Genomic DNA, 22,896 nt, shown 5'->3' on the forward strand with positions numbered 1-22,896 from the left:
TGGATGGTCATGCGGACCGCACCAGCGGCAGCTCCCGACGTGTGCGCGACGTCTGCGCCTTCGGGAGGTTGCGTCGACTGAGCAGCGGCAGGCCGAGGTAGGTGCCACTGCTCTCGATGACCAGACCGCGTTCGAGGAGTTCGTTCAGGATGGGGACGATGCGCTCGGTCGGGACAGGGATCGGGAGTTCGCGTTCGATCGCCGTCACCGAGTGCATCTGATCAACGGCGATCAGGACGCTGCTCGTTTCCCGATCGAGCATGCTCAGGCCCGACGAACCGCTCCACATCGGACGTTCGTCCCGCACCATCAGACCGTCGTCGGTCCAGCTTGCTTCGAGCCGAGCATCGCGATGGTCGACGAGCCAGCGCTCCACGGAGCTTCGAACTTCGTTGAGGACGACGTCGGAGGCCAAGGGCGCCCCATGATCCATCCGGAAGAAGTAGGCGATATCGCTGCGCCGCTCAGCCTGAACCCCAGGATAGACGTGGTCGTAGGCGCGTTCGTGGGTCAGCCGTCGGATGTCGAAGACCTCGGGTGTCTGCTGGAAAGGACTGAACCGGTCAGCCCGCGCCGGCCCGAGGTGCTCGGGGGGCGGAAGGTGCGAGATCAGCGAGAACAGCCTCGGCAACTCGCGGTAGTCGTCATCGACCTCACCGGGGAACCCGTGCAGGTAGTTCCATGACACATCGATCCCGAGTTCGGTACACCATTTCATCGTCTGGATGTTGCGAAGCCGGGTCGTTCCCTTCCTCATGGCCGCGAGGAGGTGATCACTCATGGACTCGATACCGGGCTGCAGATGGAATACCCCGGCCGAGCGGAGGAGCTCCAACTGGTCGTACCGGAGATTCGCCTTGACCTCGTAATGCAGGGTCACCTTCAGGTCTGATTCAGCGATCATCGGCAGCAGGTCGTTGAAGTACCGGTAGTCCAGGATGTTGTCCACGACCAGGACGTGCGTGCGCCTCTTGGGGCCCACGCCATGTCGTTCCACCAGGTCCGCCAGTTCGCGGAAGGCACGGTCGGCCGACTTGCTGCGGAACGACATGGTCAGCCCGTTCAGCCCGCAGAACGTGCAGTGCTGCTTCTCTCCCCACCAGCACCCACGGGACGTCTCGATCGGGATGGCCGTGTCCGTGGGCAGGTCACTGCCCTCGCGTCGCAACAGGAGACGGCCGTAGAAGTCGCCGTACGTCGGCTGCGGGATGTCGTCCATGCTGGCCATGGGCTCGCTGCGGATGACGGCCCGGCCGTCGGTGGTCACCTCCGCCCGATCGGACCAGTAGGGGTGTTCGCCGATCCACGACCGCCGGTCGGCCGCTGCCCGCAGGTCGCGGACGAAACGCGCGAACGACGACTCCGCATCGCCCTGGAACACGTAGTCGATCGCCGGGAAAGAGTCGAGCAACGCCCGGCCCATCGGCCCTTCGCAGTTGCCTCCACCCATGATCGTCGTGAGGTGCGGCCGGCGGCGCTTGAGCCGCTCGGCGAGCCCGACCACGGGAATGTTCTGCTGAAACGTCGAGGTCATGCCGACGATGTCGTAGTGGTCCCACACCTCGTGCGCGGCCAGGCCATCGAGGAACCTGGAGCTGATCGAGCGCACCTCACCCATCTCGAAGAGGGTCGCGAAGTCGAAGAAGTCGGCGTGCTCGGCGAGGAGTACCTCGTCCAGGTACCGCTCCGCCGCATCGAGGTCATCCGGCGTTTCGCCGAAGACCCACTCGCCGGCGAGGCTGGTCTTCGGCGTCGCCGCGCCGATACGGTTGTACACCCGCGACCCGGTCGCTTCGGCCAGGTCCAGATTGGGGTAGATCACATCGCTCGCGATTCCATCGGCTTCCAGCGCCGATTGCAGGATGGACACGCCGATCGACGCCCAGCGGATCTCGGCCCACGGCATGACCACCAGCGCGACCCGCGGGTCCCCGGACGACGCCCGTACCGTCTTCAGTGCGAGGTCCAGGCTGGTCGTCAACGGCGCGGTCAGCGGGGCGCGGGCTCGTTCCGACCCGAAGTACCCCTTGATCTCCTCAAGCAGCGCGACGCCGTCGCCAGCGATATCCATCCCGGCGTCGGAGAGGGCGCCGGCCGCGTCCCGACGCAGCGCGCTCCGGAATTCCGCGTCGGAGAGCACGCGTGCCATGACACGAGTTCGTAACAGATCACCGTAGTTCACAGAACTAGCCACTGCCCCGTCGCCCTCGCAATCCTGATGAATAGCAAGAACACCCCAGTTCGGACAAATTTTGGAGTACCACTAGTCGTTCGTCAAGCCGAGCTGAGGTGAGAAATCCTACATCAAATGATGGGAATGTACGGATTGACGCGGCGGTGTCGAAGGCCCTGCATCACCGGCGCCAGGTTGTAGGCAACGTGTCCGACGATCGCGGGCACCACGGAGCCGGAGGCGTAGGCGATGACTCCCAAGCCCAGGGCGAGCGCGCTGATGCGGACCAGATAGGGGGTGGTGAACATCGTGGCCGCCCACCGGTTGGACCAGTGCTCGCCGACGAACAGCGCCGCGGACACCGGCACGACACCCCAGCCCAACACCGGTGCGAGGAGAACGAAGAGCGCGCCGCGGTAGAAGAGTTCCTGCCCCACGGCGGCGGCCATCGTCTGATAGGACCGCAGGAGGAGGGTGGAACGCCGCAGCGGCGGCATCAGTTCCAGCAGTTCCCGGTCGAAGCCGAGCCGGAGCCGGGAGAGTTCGGTCAGGCGGAGAGCCACCGCGCCGGCGATGGCCACCACGATCCATACAGGCGCGGGCCTGAACGACGGCGGGAACATCACACACCACGCGACGTACGGCGCGAAGAACAGCAGGAACGGCGCTGCGAACCCGACTTCGGCCAGCCAGCCGTCGCCGCTCAGGCTGCGCTGCCGGATGGCGGGCGCGAGCAGTTGGACGAACGTCACCGCACTGACTCCCGCGAGCGCCCAGGCGGGTCCGCTCCACCCCAACACTGCGCAGAGCGACGCGCCGAGTGCCGACCCGACGGGCAGGCCGAGGGTTCTCAGAGTGAAGATCGGCGGAAGCTCCGTACCCGTGCGCGGCGCCGGGTACAGCTTCGACAGGCGGGGTGGCATCAGACTACTTCGTCGGCCGGCTGCGGCAGCTGCGGTCGCGCTCCCTCGGCTGCCTTGTCGATGGCCTCCCACGCCGCTACTGCCACCTCCCGCGCCGAGCGGGTGGCGTCGATCGATATCTGTGGGACATGCGCCGGCAGGAGGTACCGGAGTTCGTCGAGAACGCGCTGCTGGAAACGCTCGTAGGCCTCATAACTTGGAACCGCGCCGTCGAACTCGAAGGTCGTCGGGGTGCCGTTGCGGCGCCAGGACTCCGTCAGCGGCAGGTCCAGCCAGATCACGAGGTCCGGCTCCGGCAGTGTGGCCGCGAGTGTCTGAAACAGGAAGACGGCATCGGGGTTCTGGACCGACTCCTTCACTGCGGTTCGATACCAGTAGGAGTCGCTCACCACAACGCCACCAGCGTCCAGGTGCGGGCGCATGTGGTATTCCCAGGCCATCGAGAGTACGTGCGTGAAGAAAGAGATCCGCGTCAGCGGGCGCATGTGCGCGACGTACTTTCGCGGATGGGTGGACAACGCCCAGCTGTTGTACTCAGGGATCCCGTCCAGCGGATACAGAGACTCAGGATGCAGGGAGGCGAAATGCCAATCGTCAGCCAAAGCCTGCATCTCATACGTCATTGAGGTCTTTCCCGCGCCGTCTGGCCCTAGAATGACGGCGAGAAATCCTGAGCCTCGTGCACCCTGAGCCGGTCCGGTTTCGGTCGAGGCCACCTGACTACGATTTCGGCTCGAGTACCAGCGCGTTGACTGCCTCCAACTCCTGGACGAGGTCAACGACGTCCTCGGCGATCTGCTCGGGATCGGCGTCATATTCTTCCGCGATCGAGTCGACGATAGCCTGAATCGAAGCATCCCCCGAGCACAGGCGCCAGACGGCTTCGGCGGTATCGTTCAACTCCAGGCCCTGAGACTCGAGGATCAGCACGACCCGCGTTCCCACGCGCCGTACGCGGACACCATCCCGACGCCTCGGTTGAATACTCAGGTCAAGATCGGACATGCGCGGATCACGTCCCCCATCGCGTGTGCGGCAACCTTCCCGTGCTGGAATACTAAAGGATCTAAGTGCATGAGCCAAGTGCCTGCTGCCCGTGAGCCGATGCAGCCCACTGTGGAGGCGGGAAGGCCCGGCCGGCCCAGATCCGTACTCACGACTGGCCCGGCAGCCTTGTACCCGGCAGGCCTCGATGTGCTGACTGCGTCATGTCGAGCTGGGCAGTGACTGCCGTCATAGGGCTTGCATCTCACGCTGACGTCAGGTCATAGCGTCGGATCCGGGCGGACCAACACCGCCAGCACTCAATCCGCCTACGGTGGCCTGCTCCCGTTGCAGCATCCGAACAGCACCGGGCGATGTGCTGCGCGGCTCACGGCGGCGGCGTTCCGTCACCGCTGAGGCGCTCTGGGGGCCGGACCTGGCGCGGCGAGTACCCGGACGACGGGCGGCGATGCGGCGAACGGCCCGGGCACAACCTCACCTCGGGGGATCCCACAGAGGTCGGCGCTCAGGTCCAGGTCGGACCCGTCGGGGTTGGTGTAGCCCAGCTCGGCCTGGTAGCTGCTCCCGAGGCGCTTCGTGGTCACCGGGGCCACCACGTGGGTGTCGCCCGGGTAGGTCACCTCGACGCGAAGGGTGCCGGCTGCGGCGTCGAGTACCTCGACCCGCACGGGCGATGCGCCCGTGATGATGGCCGTGGGTTCCGCGCGGAACGGCTCGGCGCCCTCCGCGTAGAGGTTGCCCTCGATCCAGACCGGGAGGCGCGGCCCGGCCAGCGCGCTGCCGTGCTCGTTCGGGTACTCCTGCGCCGTGGGATAGGCGTCGTACTGCGAGGTGCCCACCGGGGTGGGCACGAAGGTGGCCTGCCCGGGCACGCCATCCATATCGATCGCGCCGGACCAGAAGCTCGCGAGCGTCGGCTCCGACCGCGGTCCGGTGTGCTCGGCGCGCGTGCGGTCGCCGACGAAGACGTTGTTGTAGAACCGGTTGTCTCCACCGAGGATGTTCGAGACCCCGTAGACGGCCGTGGAGTGCGGGAAATGGTACGGGGTGTACCGCTGGTGATCGGTGCAGTTCGCGATGCGACCGGCGATGTAGTTGTGCACGTAGGCACCGCCGGTGGACATGTCCTTGACCGCCCACGGGGACAGGAAGAGGTTCGAGTCCACGAGGTACGGGCCGTGGCAGACCTCGACCATGAAGTCCTCGGCGGTGGAGGCGTAGAAGACGTTACGCCGCACCAGGGTGCCCTGGGCCTGCCAGTCGAGCCACAGGGCTCGATGCGTGTGATGGATCATGTTTCCGCTGATCACGGTGTCGATCGCGGCATGCAGCTTGATGCCGGCCACCTCGGCGCCGTGCCACTGTCGCTTCACGTGGATGCGGGATATGTGGTTGTCGCTGATGGTCGAGAACGCCGCACCCAGGTGTCCGGCGATGCCGGCCTGCTCGCAGTCCCGGATCGTGTTGCGGCGCACCGTGTGGGAGCCGACGTGGTCGCGGTGCCACGGGTGCGGCTCGCCCGCGGCGGGCCCGCGCAGGGCGAGCGCCCGCTGGATCACCTCGCGCTCGCGCTGTGTGCCGCCTTTGGCGCCCTTCGGCCCCGCGGCCGCCTCGTTCTGCCCGGTGCTGGCCTCTTTGCCCAGCGAGATGCCGACGTTCTTCGAGTCGGTGATCGTGTTGTCCTCGATCACCCAGCCCTTCGACCAGTGCGGGCCGATCAGGCCCTCCTGCAGCGCCGTGGGCGGGGCCCACTGCGTGGCTGCCTTCGTCAGGGTGAAGCCGCGCACCGTAATGTGGTCGATGCCCGTGGCGGCGGGCCAGAAGACGAACGGGCGTGCGTTGATCTCGATCTGGTGCTCCGCCGGGTCGGCGCCCCCGAAGTTGGCCCAGATCGTGGTGACGTCGTCGCCCACCTCGCAGTACCAGGTCAGCAGCGAGCCGGCCTGGTCGAACGAGTCCACGGTGACCTCGGGCTGCTCGACGCCGGCCAAGGTCAGCGACTCGTACATCGACGTGCCGTCGAGATACACCTCGCCCGTGTGCCAGGTGTTGACCTGGTCGAAGAACCAGTCCCCACCGATGCGCTCGAGGTACGGGTTGCGCGACCCGAACAGGGAGTTCGGCACCGTTGCCACCCACACCCGGCCGGCCGAGCCCGCGTGCGGACGCCAGTCGGTGATCACCTCAGCGCCCGAGATCGTCACCGGCTCGAACAGGCCGTCCGCGCCCAGCGCAGCCTGGTAGGTGATCGGCGCGGCAGCCGTACCGCCGCGCGGTGGGTTCACCCACTCGCGGTACACGCCTTCGTGCACGACGACGGTGTCCCCCGGCTGGGCCAGTGCCGCGGCAGCACCGATCGTGAGCAGGGGGGCCTCCGCGGTTCCGGCGGCGGTGTCGGAACCAGACTTCGCGACGTGCAGCTCCACGCCGGAAACCTCAGCCTCGGGGGAGGGGGAGGCAGGAGCGCCGCTGACCACTGATGATCTCAATTTCCAGACTTTCTACCGATATCCAGATCTGCGTCTGACTCCGACGTTGCGCGGCCAACCGTACGGGAGCCGGCGCGTACCGGGATTCTTGGCATTTCTCACTCGATCCGCGTGAGCACGAGTGCCGCGGCAGAGAACGGCTCATCCAGTTCCACGGTTACTCGTTCCCCGGTCAGCCTGACCACGATCTCGCGGTGGGAGTAGTGGTCGCTGACCTCGTACGTCCCCCGTGGCAAAGGAACCTCGATCGGAGTTCGCACAGCGTCTCCGAACCGGTGGGCGACCACCAGGATCTGGGCGCCGTCGTGGGACAGCCGCCGGACTGCCTGCCACCCTTCGGGGTGCCGGTAGCTTCTCATCCTCGGTCCGAACCGGTGACTGACACCGTTCTTGATCACCGGGGCCGCCGACCCGTAGAAGGCGATCGCCCGGGAGACCACCGCCCACTGCTCGTCACTCAGTTCGTGGATCTCGCCCGACAGGCACATCCGGCCGAGCATGGTCGCGGTGAGCGAGTACGCGAGCCGCTGTGGGGAGTCCTGCGTGCGCAGCACTGCCCAAATCTGGCTCTGCCGCGGGAGCAGTGCGCGTTGCACGTTGGCGGCGATGATGGGGATCTCCACGCACTCGTGGGCGTCCGAGAAGGACGACATGCTCGTGAGGGCCAGCATCGAGGGCTCCAGCCGGTGGCCGCCGGACGCGCAGTTCTCGATCACGAGGTCCGGCATCTCCTCGCGGATCATGCGGAAGAAGCCCTGGACCGCGGCCATCTGCTGGCGCAACCCCTCACCGAGGGACTCCGCGCCGTCGCACCCGATTCCGATGCTGTTGTTGTAGTCGACTTTGAGATAGCCGAAACCGTTGGCCTTGAGGAAGTCGATCACCCGCTCTTTGAGGTACCCGATCACGAACGGGTCGCGGAAGTCCCAGAATCGCCGGTCGCCTACGGTGATGGGGACGCCGTCGCGCTCGAGCAGGTGGTCGGTCAGCGTGAATGACGTGGCCCGGGAGCCGACCGTCTCGAACTCGAACCAGATGCCGGGGATCATCCCGGCGGACCGCACGTGATCAAGCACCTCGGTCAGCCCGTCGGGGAACGTCCGGCGGTCCAGTTCCCAGTCGCCGTGACCGTTGAACCATTCACTGCCCTCGGCCTTGTACCAGCCGCTGTCGATGACGAGATACCGGATCCCTTTGCCCGCAATCCGGTCGACGATCGCCCGAAGGCTCTGCGGCGACGGCGAACCCCAGGTGGTGCAGTATTCGTTGAAGATGACGGGCAGTGCCTCTTCGACCGCGGGCACATCCAGGAAGAGCTGGTGGCGAGCCGTCAACCGGTGGGCGGCGTCGTCCACGCCACCCTGCGTGACCGTCAGGTACGCGACGGGAGTACGGAACTCCTCCCCGGGAGCCACGGTCTTCGTCCAATGGCCCAGCTCACGGTCCGCTAGCCCGCCCGACAGGTTGAGGGCGGCGTCCGTGCGGCCCAGCTCGATCTGCCACGAAGCCGGATGGGCGATCTGCACGCCCCAGCAGACGCCGGTGCGGCTGTCCTCGACGAACGCCGTCGGGAAGAACCCGTGCACCGGCCAGGATCCGACCTGACCGAAGCGCAGACTCCGACCCCAGCCGGCCCAGGCCTGCTCGAGGCCCAGGTCCTCGACGTGGTCGGACACCAGACGGCCCTCGGCCGACCAGGCGCTGCGCAGCCTGTGCAGGATCAGATCGCCGGTGGCGTCGCCCTCGGCGAAGGGTGTCAGACCAGTGAGCGAGAACGACGAGAGCAGCTCCAGCGTCACCGTGTCGGGTCCCTCGTTGCGGAGGACGACGAAGGAGTCCAGCGCGGCCTCGCCAGACTGCCACCGTAGATGGTGTTCGACGACGCACCCTTGGCTTGTGCGCAGGACGGTCACGACCGTGATACCGGCGTCGGTCGTGTCCTCGCGTTGCGACTCGAGGGTGAGCGTGGCGACGGTGCCTCCGTTGCGCAACGAACGACCGGCCGAACCGCCCGGGTATGTGTCACCGACGGTCTTGATCTGCACGAGCGAGTCGATGGCAGACGACTTCTCGGCGATCTGGCCTGCCATGAGGGCCGGGAAGAGCATCATTCCCACCGGCCCGCCCGGACCAGCCCGCAGGTAGCGGGCGATCGTGTCGCCGAGGACGTAGTCCTTCAGGATCTCCACAGCTTCTCCTCCGGGCAGGAATGCCGGGACCCGAACCCACTACCTCCCGATGGGTCCGGGTCCTGCGCGGCTGTCCGCGCCTACGGTCACCCCTTGACGGAGCCGAGCAGCACGCCCGACACGAAGTGCCGTTGCACGAACGGGTAGATGAACAGAATCGGGATGATCGCCAGGATCATCGCCACGGCCTGGATGTTGGGGGAGATGGCGGCAGAGGTCGTGCCGGCGGCAGCGGCGCTCTCGGCGGTGGTGGTCGACGCGCCCGCGATGAGGTTGCGCAGGAAGAGCGACAGCGGGAAGAGGTCGTTCTTGTCGAGGTAGAGGAATGCGGTGAACCAGTCATTCCAGTAGGCGACCGCGTAGAACAGGATCATTGTCGCCAGGATGGCCTTCGACAGCGGCAGCACGATCCGGATGAAGATGCCGAACGAACCGAGCCCGTCGATCTGGGCGGCTTCTTCAAGATCCTGGGGGAGGTTCTCGAAGAACGACTTCATGACCAGAAGGTTGAAGACGGACAGCGCTGGGGGCAGTACGACCGCCCAGAGCGTGTTCTTCAGCCCGAGCGAGGAGATCAGGACGTAGTTCGGGATGATGCCGCCGTTGAAGAACAAGGTGAACACGGCGAGGCCGATGAGGACGTTGCGCCCGCGCAGATGGCGTTTGGAGATCACGTAGGCGAAGGTGGTGGTGAGCACCATCGCGATAGCGGTCCCCACGACGGTGTAGAGCACGGTGTTGCCGTAACTGGTCCAGAAGCGACCGTCCTGCATCACCGCCTCGTACGTATGGATATTGAAGCCGACGGGGAGTGCGTTGACCAGGCCTGCCTTGATGGCACCGGCGCTGGAGAACGACTGCGCGAGCAGCGTGATGAACGGGTAGAGCGTCAGCGCGCAGATCACAATCAGGGCCGTCGTGTTCAGGACGGTGAACACCTTGTACCCACGCGTGTCATGCGGACCGACCGGCTTCCCGGAATCCGCCGGCTTTGTCGTCAGCATGGGGTTCGTCGTCATCACCACAGGCTTGTTCCCACCATACGGCGCGAAAGGAGGTTCGCGGAAAGAACCATGACGAGGCCGATGCAGGCCTGGAAGAGGCCGATCGCCGCCGCATAGCTGAGGTTGTTGGACAGGAGGCCGACCCGGTACAGGTAGGTCGAGATGACGTCGGCCGTCTCGTAGGTCAACGGCGTGTACAGCAGCAGCACCTTCTCGAAGCCGACGTTGAGGAACATCCCGATGTTGAGGATCAGCAGCGTGACCATGGTGGGGCGGATGCCGGGGAGGGTGACGTGCCACGTCTGCCGCCACAGGCCTGCGCCGTCGATGCGCGCAGCCTCGTACAGCGAGGAGTCCACGGTGGTCAGGGCGGCCAGGTAGAGGATCGTGCCCCAGCCCACCGTCTGCCAGACCTCGGACCCGACATAGATGGTGCGGAACCACTCCGCGCGGGCCAGGAAGGAGATCGGTTCCCCGCCCATCGCCTCGATGATCTGGTTGACGGTGCCCTGCAGCGACAACAACTGCATGAGCATGCCCGCCACGATCACGACCGACAGGAAGTGCGGCAGGTACGAGATCGACTGGACGAGCTTCTTGAACCGCCTGACCCGCACCTCGTTGAGCATGAGCGCCAGTATGATCGGCAGCGGGAACGTGACAACCAGTGTCAGGCCGCCGAGGATGACCGTGTTCCAGAAGACGTGCCAGAACGTCGGGTCGTTGATGAACAGCTTCACATAGCGCAGCCCGACCCAGTACTCGCCGAACATGCTCCCGCCGGGACGGAAGCGTCGGAACGCGATGATGTTGCCGAGCATCGGCGCGTACCGAAACACCAGCAGGAACACAACTGGCAGCACGGCCATCGCGTAAAGCACGCCGTCGCGTCGCAGTGCCACGCTCCACGGCACCTTTTTCGCGGGCGTGCCCCGACCGCGCCGGAAGCGTGCGACCAGTGCCGGCCGAGCTCGTGGAGGGCTCTCCACCTTGCCGGCGACCAACACGTCGCCGCCGGCGCGCTCGTCTGTGATTTCCATGTACAACCCCTCAAGAGGAGGGTCCGGCGGGGGCGCCGGGTGGCGCCCCCGCCGGACCGACGAGGTCGATGCCTCAGCCGTTGTTCTTCTTGAACCGCTCGTAGGCGCCGTTGATCAGGTCCAGGTAGCCCTGGAGGTTCTTCGCCTGGAGCTCGCTGACGTAGGCGTCCCACTCGCTCAGGGGGCGCTCGCCGAGGATGAACTTCAGCGTGTTGGTGTCGACCGTGTCCTTGAGGGGCGTCGCGAGCAGCGCGGCCTGTTCGAGCTCGTCAGCGTTGAGCGGAGCGGGCGGGAAGGGGGCACGCGGCTTGCGCGTCTCCAGGACGGAGTTGATGTAGTCGACGAAGGCGGGCGGGTTGTAGCTCACCTTGAGCGCCCGGGACTCGGTCGAGTCGGCCAGGACGTTGTTGGAGTAGCCGAGGTCCGTCCCGATGTCCGTCTTGGCGCCGAGGTTGATGTTGAAGGACTTCAGCGAGTACTCGGGCTTGAGCGTGTACTTGTCGCCCGACTTCGTGTAGGTCTGGCCCTCCACGCCCCAGCGCAGCATGTCACGGGACTCGGGGCTGTAGTACAGCCAGTCCAGGAACTGCAGCATCGAGAGGAAGTGCGGGTCGTCCTTGGCCTTGGTCGTGAGCATGAAGCCGTTCCAGAAGTTGCGCGGCTCGACGATCTGGCCAGCGGGTCCGCCCGGCGGGGCGATCTCGACGACCTCGTACTTGCCCTTCTGCCCGGCCGCGTCGAGCGCGGTGGAGAAGTCGTTGACGGTGCCGTTGGAGCCGGACGCGGCGAAGACCTTGTTCTGGGCGAACTTGTCGGTCACGGTGCCCGAACCGTCGTTCTTCTTCGTGAACGACTCGGTGTCGAGCAGACCGTCCTTGGCCAGGCCGTTGAAGTACTCGACCATGGTCTTGTAGCCGGGCGACGTGGCAGCGTAGATGAACTTGCCGCTCGCCTCGTCGAACTGGGTGCCGTTGCCGAAGCCCCAACCGGCGACGGTGCCGAACGCGTGGGCCGCGTAGTTGAGCATCGACGCACCCTCGAAGCCGTCGGCGAGCGGCTTGGAGTCGGGGTACTTCGCCTTGATCTTCACCAGGGCGGCGCGGAGCTCGTCCCAGGTCTGCGGCACGCCCGCGCCGGCCTGCTCGAAGACGTCCTTACGGATGACGAGCGTGAAGGTCGGGACCGAGACCTCCTGCAGGCCGGGAACCATGTAGTACTTCCCGTCCGCCTGGCGGAGGTTGTCGACCATCTTCTGGAGGTCCCACTCCTTCACGTACTTCTGGAAGTTGGGCATGTACTTCACGTAGTCGCTCATCGGCAGGACGGATTGGGTGGCCGCGAACTGCTGCTCGTCCCCGGTGTAGACCAGCGGGATGATCTGCGGCGCGTCGCCCGAGCTGATGAGCAGGCTCTGCTTCTGCTTCGCGTCGCTGAACGGGATGTTCGTCAGCTCCAGCGAGACGTTGGTGCGCTTCTTGATCTCTTCGAAGATCTGCCACGAGGGCTTGACCGGGTTCTCCGGCCAGTCGGTCCAGAGCATCGAGAACTTCACCGGCTCGGACGCCTTGAACGTCGTGTCTGCCGCGTAGTTCGTCATGGCCGCAGAGTCACTGAGGGCCGACTCGCCCTCTTCCGGGCTGTCCGACGAGCAGGCGGCCAGGGCGATGGCCACCGTGGCCGCGACGGCCATGGTGAGCGGCCGCCCGGTCCGGCGCAGGACGCCCCGTCTAAGGTCAAACTTCATGTCTCTCCTTTGAGAAAACTGTCCGGGCGATGTTGGCCGGAAGCTTTGCGCTGCGGACGTGAGATCGGGCCTCACGTCCCTCATCCCGTCGCGAGTCCGTCGCGATTTTAGCGATAAAGTAGAGACGGGATCGAGTGCCGTCAAGACCTGTGCACGGACCGAGACGTCGATGTTTCGATCCACGCTCGGTAACGGTGCCCCGGGCGCCGCCGTTCACGGCCGCCCGGGCGCCGAGCGTCTCGACCTCGACCTCGACCTGATCTGGTCCGGGGGCGCCCCTGCCGCCCCCGAGGTTCGGCGCGACCCGGGAGACGTGACGCCGCTGCGTGCGGCCGTGGCGCGGGCGATCATCGGCGAGCTCGTGCGTTACCGGCAGTTCGCCTCATCAGCTCGGTAGACGTACTTGCCAGGAAACATTTTATCGATAATATGACGGCGCCCCCGCAGTGTGGCCGGGCGGGCGAGCGTCTCGTCAGAGGATGCCGGGCTGGCAGAACGTCGCGAGAAGGAGGATGCATGGTGAGGATGGCGGACGTCGCCCGTGAGGCAGGCGTCTCGGTCATGACCGTGTCGAACGTTCTCAACGAGCGCCTCCCGGTGAACGAGCCGACGCGTGCCCGTGTCATGGCCGCCGTCGAGGCTCTGGGGTACGAGGTCAACCTGACCGCGCGACACCTGCGCGCGGGACGGACCGACACGGTCGCCTTCATCGTGCCCAGCTTTCACGACTACTTCGGTGAGGTCGCCGACAAGATCGCTCCGCTGGTCGAGGCCGATGGGCGGCACCTCGTCCTTGAGCGGACGAGCGGCAGCCCGGAGCATGAGATGGCGGCGCTGAGCGTCGCGCGACTCCAGCTCTACGACGGCGTCCTGCTGTCCGTCGCCGGCCTCGACCGCGACCAGCTCGACCGTGTGCGCACCTCCAAGCCCATCGTGCTGCTCGGCGAGCGTGACGTGCCCGACCGGTTCGACCACGTCCGGCTGGCGAACGCGGAGGGCGCCCGCCTCGCGACGGCGCACATGATCGAGCACGGCTCGCGGCGCATCCTTGCGCTGGGCTGCACGTTCGACACCGTGCACATGATGACGTCGGACCGCCGAATCGGCTGGGAGCGCGCACTTCGCGATGCCGGCCTCGACGTCGACGCACGCTATGTGGTTCCCATTTCCACCTACACGCCGGCCGCCGCACGTGATGCCCTGCTCGGCGTCATCGCGTCCGGTCTGCCTTTCGACGGCGTCTTCGCCGTCACCGACGTCATCGCGCTCGGGGCCGTCGCGGCGCTGGCGGAGAGCGGGCTTCGTGTGCCCGTTGACGTCCAGCTCGCCGGGTTCGACAACCTCGACATGGCGAGCTTCGTCCCGCCCGGCCTGACCTCCGTCGACGCGAACCATGAAGGTGTCGCCGAGACCGCGGTGGGTCTGCTGCGACGGCAGATGGCGGGCTGGACCGGCCCGGCCGAGCACGTCGTCTCGCCCGTCCGTCTCGTGGTGCGTGGCTCCACCCGCGGTGGCGCGTAGGGCCGTGCACTCGCGCGCGCAACGCCGCGCCCCTCCAGCCCCTTTCGGTCGAAGGAGACCATGCTGTGAGCGCCCCAGCGCGCGCCTCCGCCGTGCGCGCCGTACCCGCATCCCCGATCGCCGGGACGCGGCACCGGCCGCTGCCGATCCCGTCCGTGCGCCTTGTCGGTGGTCCGCTGGCAGTCTGGCAGCAGCGCAACGGCGAGGACACCATCCCGCACTGCATCGAGCAGCTGGAGGTCTATGGCGTCCTCGACAACTTCCGCCGGCTTCTCGGGGAGTCGGACGCGGAGTTCCGCGGCCTCGTGTTCGCCGACTCCGACCTCTACAAGGTGATCGAGGCCGTTGCGTGGGAGATCGCCCGTACCCGCACGCGCGCGTTCGACTCATGGCTCGACGACGTCATCGCCCTGGTGGCGCGCGTGCAGGAGCCCTCCGGGTACGTGGACACGTGGATCCAGGGCGTCGCACCCGAGAAGAAGTTCGCGGCGCTCGAGTGGACGCACGAGATGTACGTCGCCGGGCACCTCATCCAGGCGGCCGTCGCGCTGGTGCGCGCCGACGGGCGCACCGACCTGCTCGACGTCGCCCGCCGTCTCGCCGACCTGCTCGTCGAGCGGTTCGGTCCGGGCGGCCAGGACGGGATCTGCGGACACCCCGAGATCGAGACGGCCCTGGTCGAGCTGTACCGGCTGACGGGGGAGCGCGCGTACCTGGACCTTGCATCCAGGATGATCGACCTGCGCGGCCACGGCCTGCTGCCCGTCGGGTCGCTCGGCGCCCACTACTTCCAGGACCACCGCCCGGTGCGCGAGTCGACGGCCGCGGTCGGACACGCCGTCCGGCAGCTCTACCTGAACGCCGGCGTGACCGACGTGTTCCTCGAGACCGGCGACGACTCCCTGCTGCGGGCCATGGACGCCCAGTGGGGCAGCGCGCACGACCGCAAGATGTACCTCTCGGGCGCGTTCGGGTCCCGCCACCGCGACGAGGCCTTCGGCGACGACTACGAGCTGCCGTCCGAGCGCGCCTACGCCGAGACGTGCGCCACGGTCGCCGACCTGCTGTGGACCTGGCGGATGCTGCTGGCCGACGGCCGCGCCGGCGCCGCCCGCTACGCGGAGACCATCGAGCGGGAAGTGCACAACGCGCTCGCGGCCGCCGTGGACGCGACCGGCACCCGGTTCTTCTACGCCAACCCGCTGCAGCTGCGGCGCGACCACCACTCGGAGGAGAACGCGCCCCGCGAGCGGGCGTCCTGGTACGCATGCGCCTGCTGCCCACCGAACATCGCCCGCACCGTCGCTGCGCTGAGCGCCTACGTCGCCACCGTCGCCGATGGCGCGCTCTGGCTCCACCAGCTCGCCGACGCGGAGATCGACCTGCCCGCCGAGCTCGGGACGGGCACGGTGCGGGTGATCACGGACTACCCCGCCGACGGGCGGATCGAGATCCGCGTCGAGGGCGACGTCGTTCCCGGCGCCGAGCTGTCCGTGCGCATCCCCGGATGGTCGCCGCGCTCCACCGTGGTGGGCCCCCACGGCCCTCGCGGGCGCGACGGCGACGGGTACGCCCGGGTGCCGCTGGAGCCGGGCGCCCGCTACGTGCTCGACCTCGACCTGACGCCGCGGCTGACCACCGCCCATCACCGCGTCGACGCCCTGCGCGCAGCGGTGGCGGTCGAACGGGGACCGGTTGTCTACTGCGTCGAGCAGGCGGACCTGGACGCACCGTTGGACGTCGACGACCTCGCGGTCCTGCCCGCGCCGATCACCGTCGGCGAGCGCGACACGCTCGTCCTGACGTGCCGCGTGATCAACGCCGCGGGCGGCCTCTACGGCCCGGACACCGCCACCGACTTCGGGGACGAGCACACGGTGACAGCGATCCCGTTCTCGACCTGGGGCAACCGCGCCCCCGGCCCGATGCGCGTCTGGCTGCCGCGAGCTCCTCGCTGAGGCCTGCAATGACGGAAACGCAACTGATAGGAAGACGATGACGACGACCACGACCGCAGTGATCGACCTCGACCTGCCCGGCGCCACGATCAACCGGCACGTGTACGGGCACTTCGCCGAGCACCTGGGGCGGTGCATCTACGGCGGGTTCTGGGTGGGTGAGGACTCGCCGGTCGCGAACGTGCGGGGCATCCGCTCGGACGTGGTCGAGGCGCTGCGCGCGATCTCGATTCCGAACCTGCGCTGGCCGGGCGGCTGCTTCGCCGACGACTACCACTGGCGTGACGGCATCGGCCCGCGCGAGAGCCGCCCGCGGATGGTCAACTCGCACTGGGGCGACGTGGTGGAGGACAACGCGTTCGGCACGCACGAGTTCATGGACCTGTGCGAGCTGCTCGGCGCTGACCCGTACGTGTCGGGGAACGTGGGGTCCGGGTCGGTGGCGGAGATGTCGGAGTGGGTGGAATACCTGACCCGGGGGGACGACTCGCCGATGGCGGCGCTGCGGCGGGCGAACGGGCGCGAGCAGCCGTGGCGGGTGCCGTTCTGGGGCCTGGGCAACGAGGCGTGGGGCTGCGGCGGCAACCTGCGCGCCGAGCAGTTCGCCTCGCTGGCCCGGCAGTACGCGACCTACACCCGTAACCACGGCGGCAACCAGCTGTACCGGATCGCGGCGGGCGCGAACGAGGCCGACCTGCACTGGACCGAGACGCTCATGCGCTCGTTCGACGACCTGGCGGCGGACCCGGCCGGGTCGGCGGGCCCGTTCCAGGCCGTGTCGCTGCACTACTACACGATGGCCGGGTCGTGGTCGGACAAGGGCGACGCCACCGGGTTCAGCACCGACGAGTGGTACGTGACCATGGCCCGCGCCCGGCGCATGGAGGACCTGCTCACCCGGCACTCCACGGTCATGGACCGCTACGACCCGCACCGCAAGGTCGGCCTGGTCGTGGACGAGTGGGGCACGTGGTGGAACGTGGAGAAGGGCACCAACCCCGGGTTCCTGTACCAGCAGAACACGCTGCGCGACGCCCTGGTCGCCTCGGTGCACCTCGACGCGTTCCACCGTCACGCCGAGCGCGTGGTCATGGCGAACATCGCCCAGACCGTCAACGTGCTGCAGGCCATGATCCTTACCGACCCGGACACCGGGGCGCTCGTGCTCACCCCGACGTACCACGTCTTCGCCATGAACACCGGCCACCACGACGCCGCCGCCCTCGCGGTGCACCTGCGCGACGTCGAGACCCGCGCGGTCGACGCGACCGACCTGCCGCTGATCTCGGCGTCCGCGTCGGTCAAGGGCGACACCGCCCTGGTCTCCCTGTCCAACCTCGACGCCGAGACGGACCGCACCCTCGTCCTGGACCTGCGCGGCCGCGACGTCGTCGGGCACACCGCGCGGGTGCTGACCGCCACCGCGCTCGACGCGCACAACACCCCCGAGCGGCTCGACACCGTCGCCCCCACCGACCACGCCGGCGTGCGCCCCCACACCCGAGGGCTCGAGGTCGACCTGCCCGCCCACTCCTACGTCACCGTGGCGCTTGAGCTGCGCTGATGGACCCTGTCATCTTCGCGGACGTGCCCGACCCGGACGTCGTCTTCGACGGCCGGTACTACTACATGGTCAGCACGACCATGTACTTCGCGCCGAGCGTCCCGATCATGCGCTCGAGCGACCTGGTGCACTGGACCATCGTCGGGTACACCGCGCCGATCCTCGACGACACGGACGCGCTGGCGCTGCGCAACGGCCAGGACGCGTACGGCCAGGGCAGTTGGGCAGCGAGCATCAGGTTCCATGACGGGACCTACTACGTGTCCGTCGGCAGCCTCACCACGCAGCAGACGTACATCTACTCGACTCCCAACATCGAGCGCGGGCCGTGGACCAGGTCGGTGCTCGACGGGTACGCCCACGATCAGTCGCTGTTGTTCGACGGCGACGACGTCTGGCTCGTCTACGGTGGCGGGTCGATCGACCTGCGCAGGCTGCGCCGGCACGACGACGGGACCCTTGCGTGGGAGGGGCCGGCGACGCGGCTCGTCGAGGACGCCAACGTCGACCAGACCAGCGGTCTCAACGCCGAGGGCGCTCACGCGTACAGGATCGGGGACTACTACTACGTCTTCATGATCGAGTGGCCGTCGGGCGGCGTCCGGCAGGAGGTGCTGTGGCGGTCGGCGTCGCTGACGCCGCAGTCGGCGGGCGGCGTGTGGGAGGGCCGGGTCGTGCTCAGCCAGGGCGTGACGGTCGGGGGCCGGCCCGGAACCGGCGTGGCCCAGGGCGGGGTCGTCCAGGCGCCCGACGGGCGGTGGTACGCCATGCTGTTCCAGGACGAGGGCCCGCTGGGTCGTTCGCCTCAGCTCGTCGGCGTGACCTGGGACGACGACGGGTGGCCGGTGTTCGCTCTCCCTCCGCAAGCGCCCGCGGCGGCCGCGCGGCCGGCCGGTGACGGGGCCGCCGTCGTCGCCTCGGACGACTTCGACAACCTCCCTGAGCGCGCGGGCCACTGGAACACCGCCAACGCGGACCACCTGGCAGAGTCCGCCGAGAACGGCTGGAACGGGTCGAACCTCGGGCTGCAGTGGCAGTGGAACCACAACCCGGACAACCGGTTCTGGTCGCTCACCGAGCGGCCCGGACACCTGCGGCTGACCACGGGCAGCGTCGCGTCGGGCATCCTCGACGCGCGCAACACGCTCACCCAACGCACGCTCGGACCCACCAGCTCCGGCACCGTCTCGCTGGACGTCTCGCACATGAAGGACGGGGACGTCGCGGGCATCTGCGCCCTCCAGCGCACGTACGGATACCTCGCCGTGACGATGGAGCGCGGGACCAGGAGCCTGGTGATGCGCCGGGCAGGCGGCGACGGCATGATCGCCTTCACCAGCGCACCGGTGCCGCTGCGGGCGGACGTCGTCCACCTGCGCGCCGCCGTCGACTTCCGGGACGCCGTCGATACGGCGGCGTTCGCGTACTCGTACGACGGCAGCGACTGGACGTGGCTGGGCGACACCGTGCGGATGCGGTTCGACCTCGCGCACTTCACCGGGTACCGGTTCGCCATCTTCAACTACGCCACCGCCGAGCCCGGGGGATACGTCGACGTGGACTGGTTCCGGGTCAGCGACACCACCGGGCTCGCAAGCCAGAGCGAAGGAGCTCGCCATGACTGAGCAGGCGACGTCGGCCCTGCTGATCGACGGACAGGCGCCCGCCGAGGTGCCGCTGCATCACGTGTGGAACGAGTGCGTCGGTGCTGGCCGCGCCAACGAGGCGTTGCGGGCGGACTGGCAGGCGCACTTCCGCGAGGCGGTCGGGGTGCTGGGCGCACGTTACGTGCGCTTCCACGGGCTGTACCACGACGACATGTTCGTGTACCGGACGGACTACGGCGGCGGCTTCGGCCCGAACCAGCCGCTGCCTGAGCCGGTCTACACCTTCGCGTACGTCGACAAGGTGTTCGACGCCATCCTCGACGCCGGCGCCCGTCCGTTCGTCGAGCTCGGATTCATGCCCCGTGGGCTCGCCACCCAGACCGAGACCCTCTTCTGGTGGAAGGCCCACTGCAGCCCGCCGAAGGAGATGAGCCGCTGGGTCGAGCTGGTCGACACGACGGTGCGGCACTGGATCGACCGGTACGGCATCGATGAGGTGCGGCAGTGGCTCTTTGAGGTCTGGAACGAGCCGAACCTGGTGCCGAACTTCTGGACCGGAACGCGCACCCAGTACTTCGAGCTCTACGAGGCGACCGCGCAGGCGATCAAGGCGATCGACCCGCAGCTGCGGGTCGGTGGCCCGTCGACGAGCGTGTTCGTCCCGGACGCCCGCTACTCCGGAGAGACCCACGACCGGTCGCTCGAGGTCGAGACCGCGGTGGCCGACGACCCGGACAAGCTCGACTGGCAGCCGGTGTGGATCCACGAGTTCATCGAGTACTGCGCGCAACGGAAGGTGCCCATCGACTTCCTGTCGACGCACCTGTACCCGACCGACTACGCGGCGGACTCCCTGGGCAATCTCACAGCGATCACGCGTCACAGGGACGCCACCTATGACGACCTGCGACTGATGCGCACGATCATCGAGAACAGCCCGTACCCGGACGCCGAGCTGCACATCACCGAGTGGTCGACGTCGCCGTCGAGCCGCGACGCGATCCACGACACGCTCTTCGCCGCCGCGTACATCGTCCGGGCGTTCCTCAGGGGCGCGCCGCTGGCCGACTCGATCTCCTACTGGACCTTCACCGACGTGTTCGAGGAGGGCGGCGGCGGCATGGGCCCCTTCCACGGAGGCTTCGGGTTCGTTAACGAGAACGGCCTGCACAAGCCGACGTTCCACGCGATGGCCATGCTGCACCGCCTCGGGGACCGCCTCCTGGCCGAGCTGCCCGACGGTGCCATCACCCGCTCGTCCGCGACGGGTGACGTGTCGGCCATCTTCTACAACTACCCCGCCGAGATGGGCACAACGGGGCTCGCGTCCCGCAACGGCTACGCCGAGACGCGAGCCCTCGCGAAGATGGGCCCCGAGCGCCGCGTCCGGCACCGGATCGAAGGGCTGCGCCCGGGCACCGAGCTCACCGTGGAGATCCTCGACTGGGAGCACGGGAACGTTGCCGAGGCCTGGTACCAGATGGGCGCCCCGCTCAACATCACGCGGGAACAGACCGCCGAGCTGCGCAACGTCGCCGACGGCCTCCGCCGCAGCACGCTCACCGTCGGCGACGACGGCGTCCTCGACATCGACCTCACGCTGCCCGCCTGGGCGGTCGCCTCGGTCGCGCCAACGCCTCCCGGCGGCCAGCGCCCGGATCGGGAGGCGACGAGCTAGTCGCACGACGAGCGCATTACTCGTACCTGGCGGGAGCGTCGGCTCGGATCGTGTGACCACGATAGGGGGAAGATAACTTAAACTGCCGCGGTGACATCGGAAGGCCGGTCAATCGAACGTGGTCCGCTGACCATTGCGCAGATCGCCGAGCGTGCGGGGGTTTCGGTCGCGACGGTTTCCAAGGTCGTCAACGGTCGTGCGGTGGCCGGCGAGACCCGCGATCTCGTTGAAGATGTGATCAGAGAGTGGGGATACCGGCGCCAACGCAAGGTCACCGCCCCGGCACCCTTGGTGGAGCTTGTCTTCAACGTACTGGGCGGGGACTACGCGATGGAGATCATCGTGGGTGCCGAACGGGCCGCCCGGGAACACCACCTGGCCGTCATGGTGTCCGGACTCGAGGGCCGGCAGGCGCCCAGCCGCGGCTGGGTTGACGAACTGGTGTCGCGCCGGCCCACCGGCGTGCTGTGGGTGTTCTGTAGCCCCACGCCGACCCAGGTCAAGCTGTTCCGCAGTCGGCACATTCCGTTCGTGATGGTCGATCCGCTCGCCGAGCCTGGCCCGCAGTTCCCGTCCGTCAGCGTCAACAACTGGAGCGCCGGGCTGTCGGCGACCCGCCACCTGCTGGACCTCGGCCATCGGCGCATCGGGCTCATCGCCGGGCCCACGCACGCCCTGGCCAGCCGGGCCAGGCTCGACGGCTACCGGGCCGCGCTCGACGCAGCCGGGGTACCGATCGACCCGGACCTCATCCGGCAGGGCGACTTCCAGATTTCCGGCGGCGTCGAGAACGGCCGGTACCTGCTCGGGCTCCCCGATCCACCGACCGCCATCTTCGCCTCCAGCGACCGGGACGCCATCGGCGTCTACCAGGCGGCCTACGATCTGGGCGTTCGCATTCCCGATGACCTCAGCGTGGTGGGCTTCGACGACATCCCACCGGCGTCCTGGCTGGCGCCACCGCTGACGACGGTGCGTCAGCCGCTCGAGGAGATGGCCGCTGCGGCGGTGGACATGGTTGTGTCCCTGGCGGGAGGCGGGCAGCACAGCCGCCGGGAGGCCACCTTCTCCGCCGACCTGATCGTTCGCGGCAGCACCGGCGCGCCGAAGGCGTAGTGCCGGGGGCGGCCCTGGCGGGCCGCCCCCGGCATCCTCAGAAGTTCTTGCTGCGTACCGTCCAGTTCGGCCTGGCCGCGAGGCCGCCGCCGATGACGAACGACCTGGCGGACGCGGTGCCGTTGAGTGTGAAGTCCAGGAACTGGACCACCACCGTCATGCCCTCCGTCATCTGCGCCCCGGTGATGAACCCGCCATGGCCTGCCTGCGAATGCGAGGCCAGCACGGAGGGCACCGTGGCCAGGTCGTAGTTCGCCTGCGTGTTCGAGTACGCGATATCGGACGGTCCTCCGTCCATGAACAGCGCCGGAGTGTGCAGTTTGTAGAGTTCCGAGCGCTGGTAGCCGAACGACCCGTCGGCGAAGAAGCCGCTGTCCAGTGAGACGACGCTCTTGACCCGGCTGTCCTGGGCGGCGACGAGCGCCTCCAACCCGCCGCAGGAGTGACCGGCGGCGGCGACCTTGGACAGGTTCAACCGCTGGTACAACGCCGCACCGCTGCGGGAGTTCTCGCGTTCGGCCCAACTGATCGCATTCGTGAGCAGCGACGGAATGGGATATCCGCTGGCCACGCCGTTGTTGGTGTTGTTGACGGAGCCGGTGTCCACAACGACGAAACCCTTGGAGGCGATGAAGGTGAGGATCCCCGTCACCTCGCTGTTGTCGGTGTGTGCGCACGCACCGTTGCCGAACACGAGGACAGGCAGGGGGTATCCGACCGCAGCCGGGTTCGACGGCCTGAACACCGTGTAGACATTGGTGCCGTAGGCGCCTTCCCGGGTGACGGCGAAGTTGTTGTTGATGGCCGCCGGGGTCGATGACACGGGTGCTCCGCTGGTGGGTGTGGTGGCTGCGACGCGTACGAGTTGCCATTGTTGGTTGGCGC

17 protein-coding genes are annotated in these 22,896 nt (G+C 67.8%); 7 read left to right on the top strand and 10 right to left on the bottom strand.

What is annotated here, in order from left to right:
• Nucleotides 1–7: 7 nt before the first annotated feature.
• The 9 genes from ABD191_RS12745 to ABD191_RS12785 all read right to left on the bottom strand — a co-directional run bounded on the left by ABD191_RS12745 (nucleotide 8) and on the right by ABD191_RS12785 (nucleotide 12,567).
• Entirely contained in the window at nucleotides 8–2,149 is a 2,142-nt protein-coding gene (locus ABD191_RS12745) for a RiPP maturation radical SAM C-methyltransferase (RefSeq protein ID WP_344080631.1), read from the bottom strand.
• A 155-nt stretch (nucleotides 2,150–2,304) separates the two neighbouring features.
• Nucleotides 2,305–3,096, bottom strand: a complete 792-nt coding sequence (locus ABD191_RS12750) for a CPBP family intramembrane glutamic endopeptidase (RefSeq protein WP_344080633.1) — start codon at nucleotides 3,094–3,096, stop codon at nucleotides 2,305–2,307.
• On the bottom strand, nucleotides 3,096–3,812 hold the full coding sequence (locus ABD191_RS12755) for a dTMP kinase (protein ID WP_344080636.1): 717 nt from the start codon (nucleotides 3,810–3,812) through the stop codon (nucleotides 3,096–3,098). Before ABD191_RS12755 ends, ABD191_RS12750 begins: the two co-directional genes overlap by 1 nt.
• A gap of 4 nt (nucleotides 3,813–3,816) precedes the next feature.
• Nucleotides 3,817–4,026, bottom strand: coding sequence for a PqqD family protein (locus tag ABD191_RS12760; protein WP_344080639.1), 210 nt, complete (start codon nucleotides 4,024–4,026; stop codon nucleotides 3,817–3,819).
• 461 nt (nucleotides 4,027–4,487) lie between these two features.
• Complete coding sequence (locus ABD191_RS12765; RefSeq protein ID WP_344080642.1) at nucleotides 4,488–6,527, bottom strand: right-handed parallel beta-helix repeat-containing protein; 2,040 nt, start codon at nucleotides 6,525–6,527, stop codon at nucleotides 4,488–4,490.
• Between the two features lie 161 nt (nucleotides 6,528–6,688).
• Nucleotides 6,689–8,779 (bottom strand): glycoside hydrolase family 36 protein, encoded by a 2,091-nt coding sequence (locus tag ABD191_RS12770; protein ID WP_344080645.1) that lies wholly within the window; start codon nucleotides 8,777–8,779, stop codon nucleotides 6,689–6,691.
• A gap of 86 nt (nucleotides 8,780–8,865) precedes the next feature.
• Entirely contained in the window at nucleotides 8,866–9,798 is a 933-nt protein-coding gene (locus ABD191_RS12775; RefSeq protein WP_344080693.1) for a carbohydrate ABC transporter permease, read from the bottom strand.
• The gene (locus tag ABD191_RS12780; protein ID WP_344080649.1) at nucleotides 9,798–10,823 is read right to left on the bottom strand and encodes an ABC transporter permease; all 1,026 of its coding nucleotides are present in this window, start codon (nucleotides 10,821–10,823) and stop codon (nucleotides 9,798–9,800) included. The genes ABD191_RS12775 and ABD191_RS12780 overlap by 1 nt, the downstream gene beginning before the upstream one ends.
• Before the next feature lie 73 nt (nucleotides 10,824–10,896).
• Nucleotides 10,897–12,567, bottom strand: coding sequence for an ABC transporter substrate-binding protein (locus tag ABD191_RS12785; RefSeq protein WP_344080652.1), 1,671 nt, complete (start codon nucleotides 12,565–12,567; stop codon nucleotides 10,897–10,899).
• Nucleotides 12,568–12,736: 169 nt separating this feature from the next.
• Between ABD191_RS12785 and ABD191_RS12790 the strand changes: the two genes are divergently transcribed.
• From ABD191_RS12790 to ABD191_RS12820, 7 genes are all read left to right on the top strand, one after another.
• Complete coding sequence (locus ABD191_RS12790; RefSeq protein WP_344080655.1) at nucleotides 12,737–12,964, top strand: glycoside hydrolase N-terminal domain-containing protein; 228 nt, start codon at nucleotides 12,737–12,739, stop codon at nucleotides 12,962–12,964.
• Nucleotides 12,965–13,083: 119 nt separating this feature from the next.
• Nucleotides 13,084–14,088, top strand: a complete 1,005-nt coding sequence (locus ABD191_RS12795) for a LacI family DNA-binding transcriptional regulator (protein ID WP_344080658.1) — start codon at nucleotides 13,084–13,086, stop codon at nucleotides 14,086–14,088.
• A 65-nt stretch (nucleotides 14,089–14,153) separates the two neighbouring features.
• Nucleotides 14,154–16,046, top strand: coding sequence for a glycoside hydrolase family 127 protein (locus ABD191_RS12800; RefSeq protein ID WP_344080661.1), 1,893 nt, complete (start codon nucleotides 14,154–14,156; stop codon nucleotides 16,044–16,046).
• Nucleotides 16,047–16,083: 37 nt separating this feature from the next.
• Nucleotides 16,084–17,610, top strand: coding sequence for an alpha-N-arabinofuranosidase (locus tag ABD191_RS12805; RefSeq protein WP_344080664.1), 1,527 nt, complete (start codon nucleotides 16,084–16,086; stop codon nucleotides 17,608–17,610).
• Nucleotides 17,610–19,235, top strand: a complete 1,626-nt coding sequence (locus ABD191_RS12810) for a glycoside hydrolase family 43 protein (protein WP_344080666.1) — start codon at nucleotides 17,610–17,612, stop codon at nucleotides 19,233–19,235. Before ABD191_RS12805 ends, ABD191_RS12810 begins: the two co-directional genes overlap by 1 nt.
• Complete coding sequence (locus ABD191_RS12815; protein WP_344080669.1) at nucleotides 19,228–20,895, top strand: GH39 family glycosyl hydrolase; 1,668 nt, start codon at nucleotides 19,228–19,230, stop codon at nucleotides 20,893–20,895. Before ABD191_RS12810 ends, ABD191_RS12815 begins: the two co-directional genes overlap by 8 nt.
• A gap of 90 nt (nucleotides 20,896–20,985) precedes the next feature.
• Nucleotides 20,986–22,011: a LacI family DNA-binding transcriptional regulator gene (locus ABD191_RS12820; protein WP_344080672.1), complete on the top strand. Its 1,026-nt coding sequence runs from the start codon at nucleotides 20,986–20,988 to the stop codon at nucleotides 22,009–22,011.
• Nucleotides 22,012–22,048: 37 nt separating this feature from the next.
• Here ABD191_RS12820 and ABD191_RS12825 read toward each other — a convergent pair.
• Nucleotides 22,049–22,896, bottom strand: an 848-nt coding sequence (locus tag ABD191_RS12825; RefSeq protein ID WP_344080675.1) for an alpha/beta hydrolase, incomplete at its 5' end; no start/stop codon positions are given.

It is taken from the genome of Luedemannella helvata (assembly GCF_039528415.1).
GTDB lineage: Bacteria > Actinomycetota > Actinomycetes > Mycobacteriales > Micromonosporaceae > Luedemannella > Luedemannella helvata.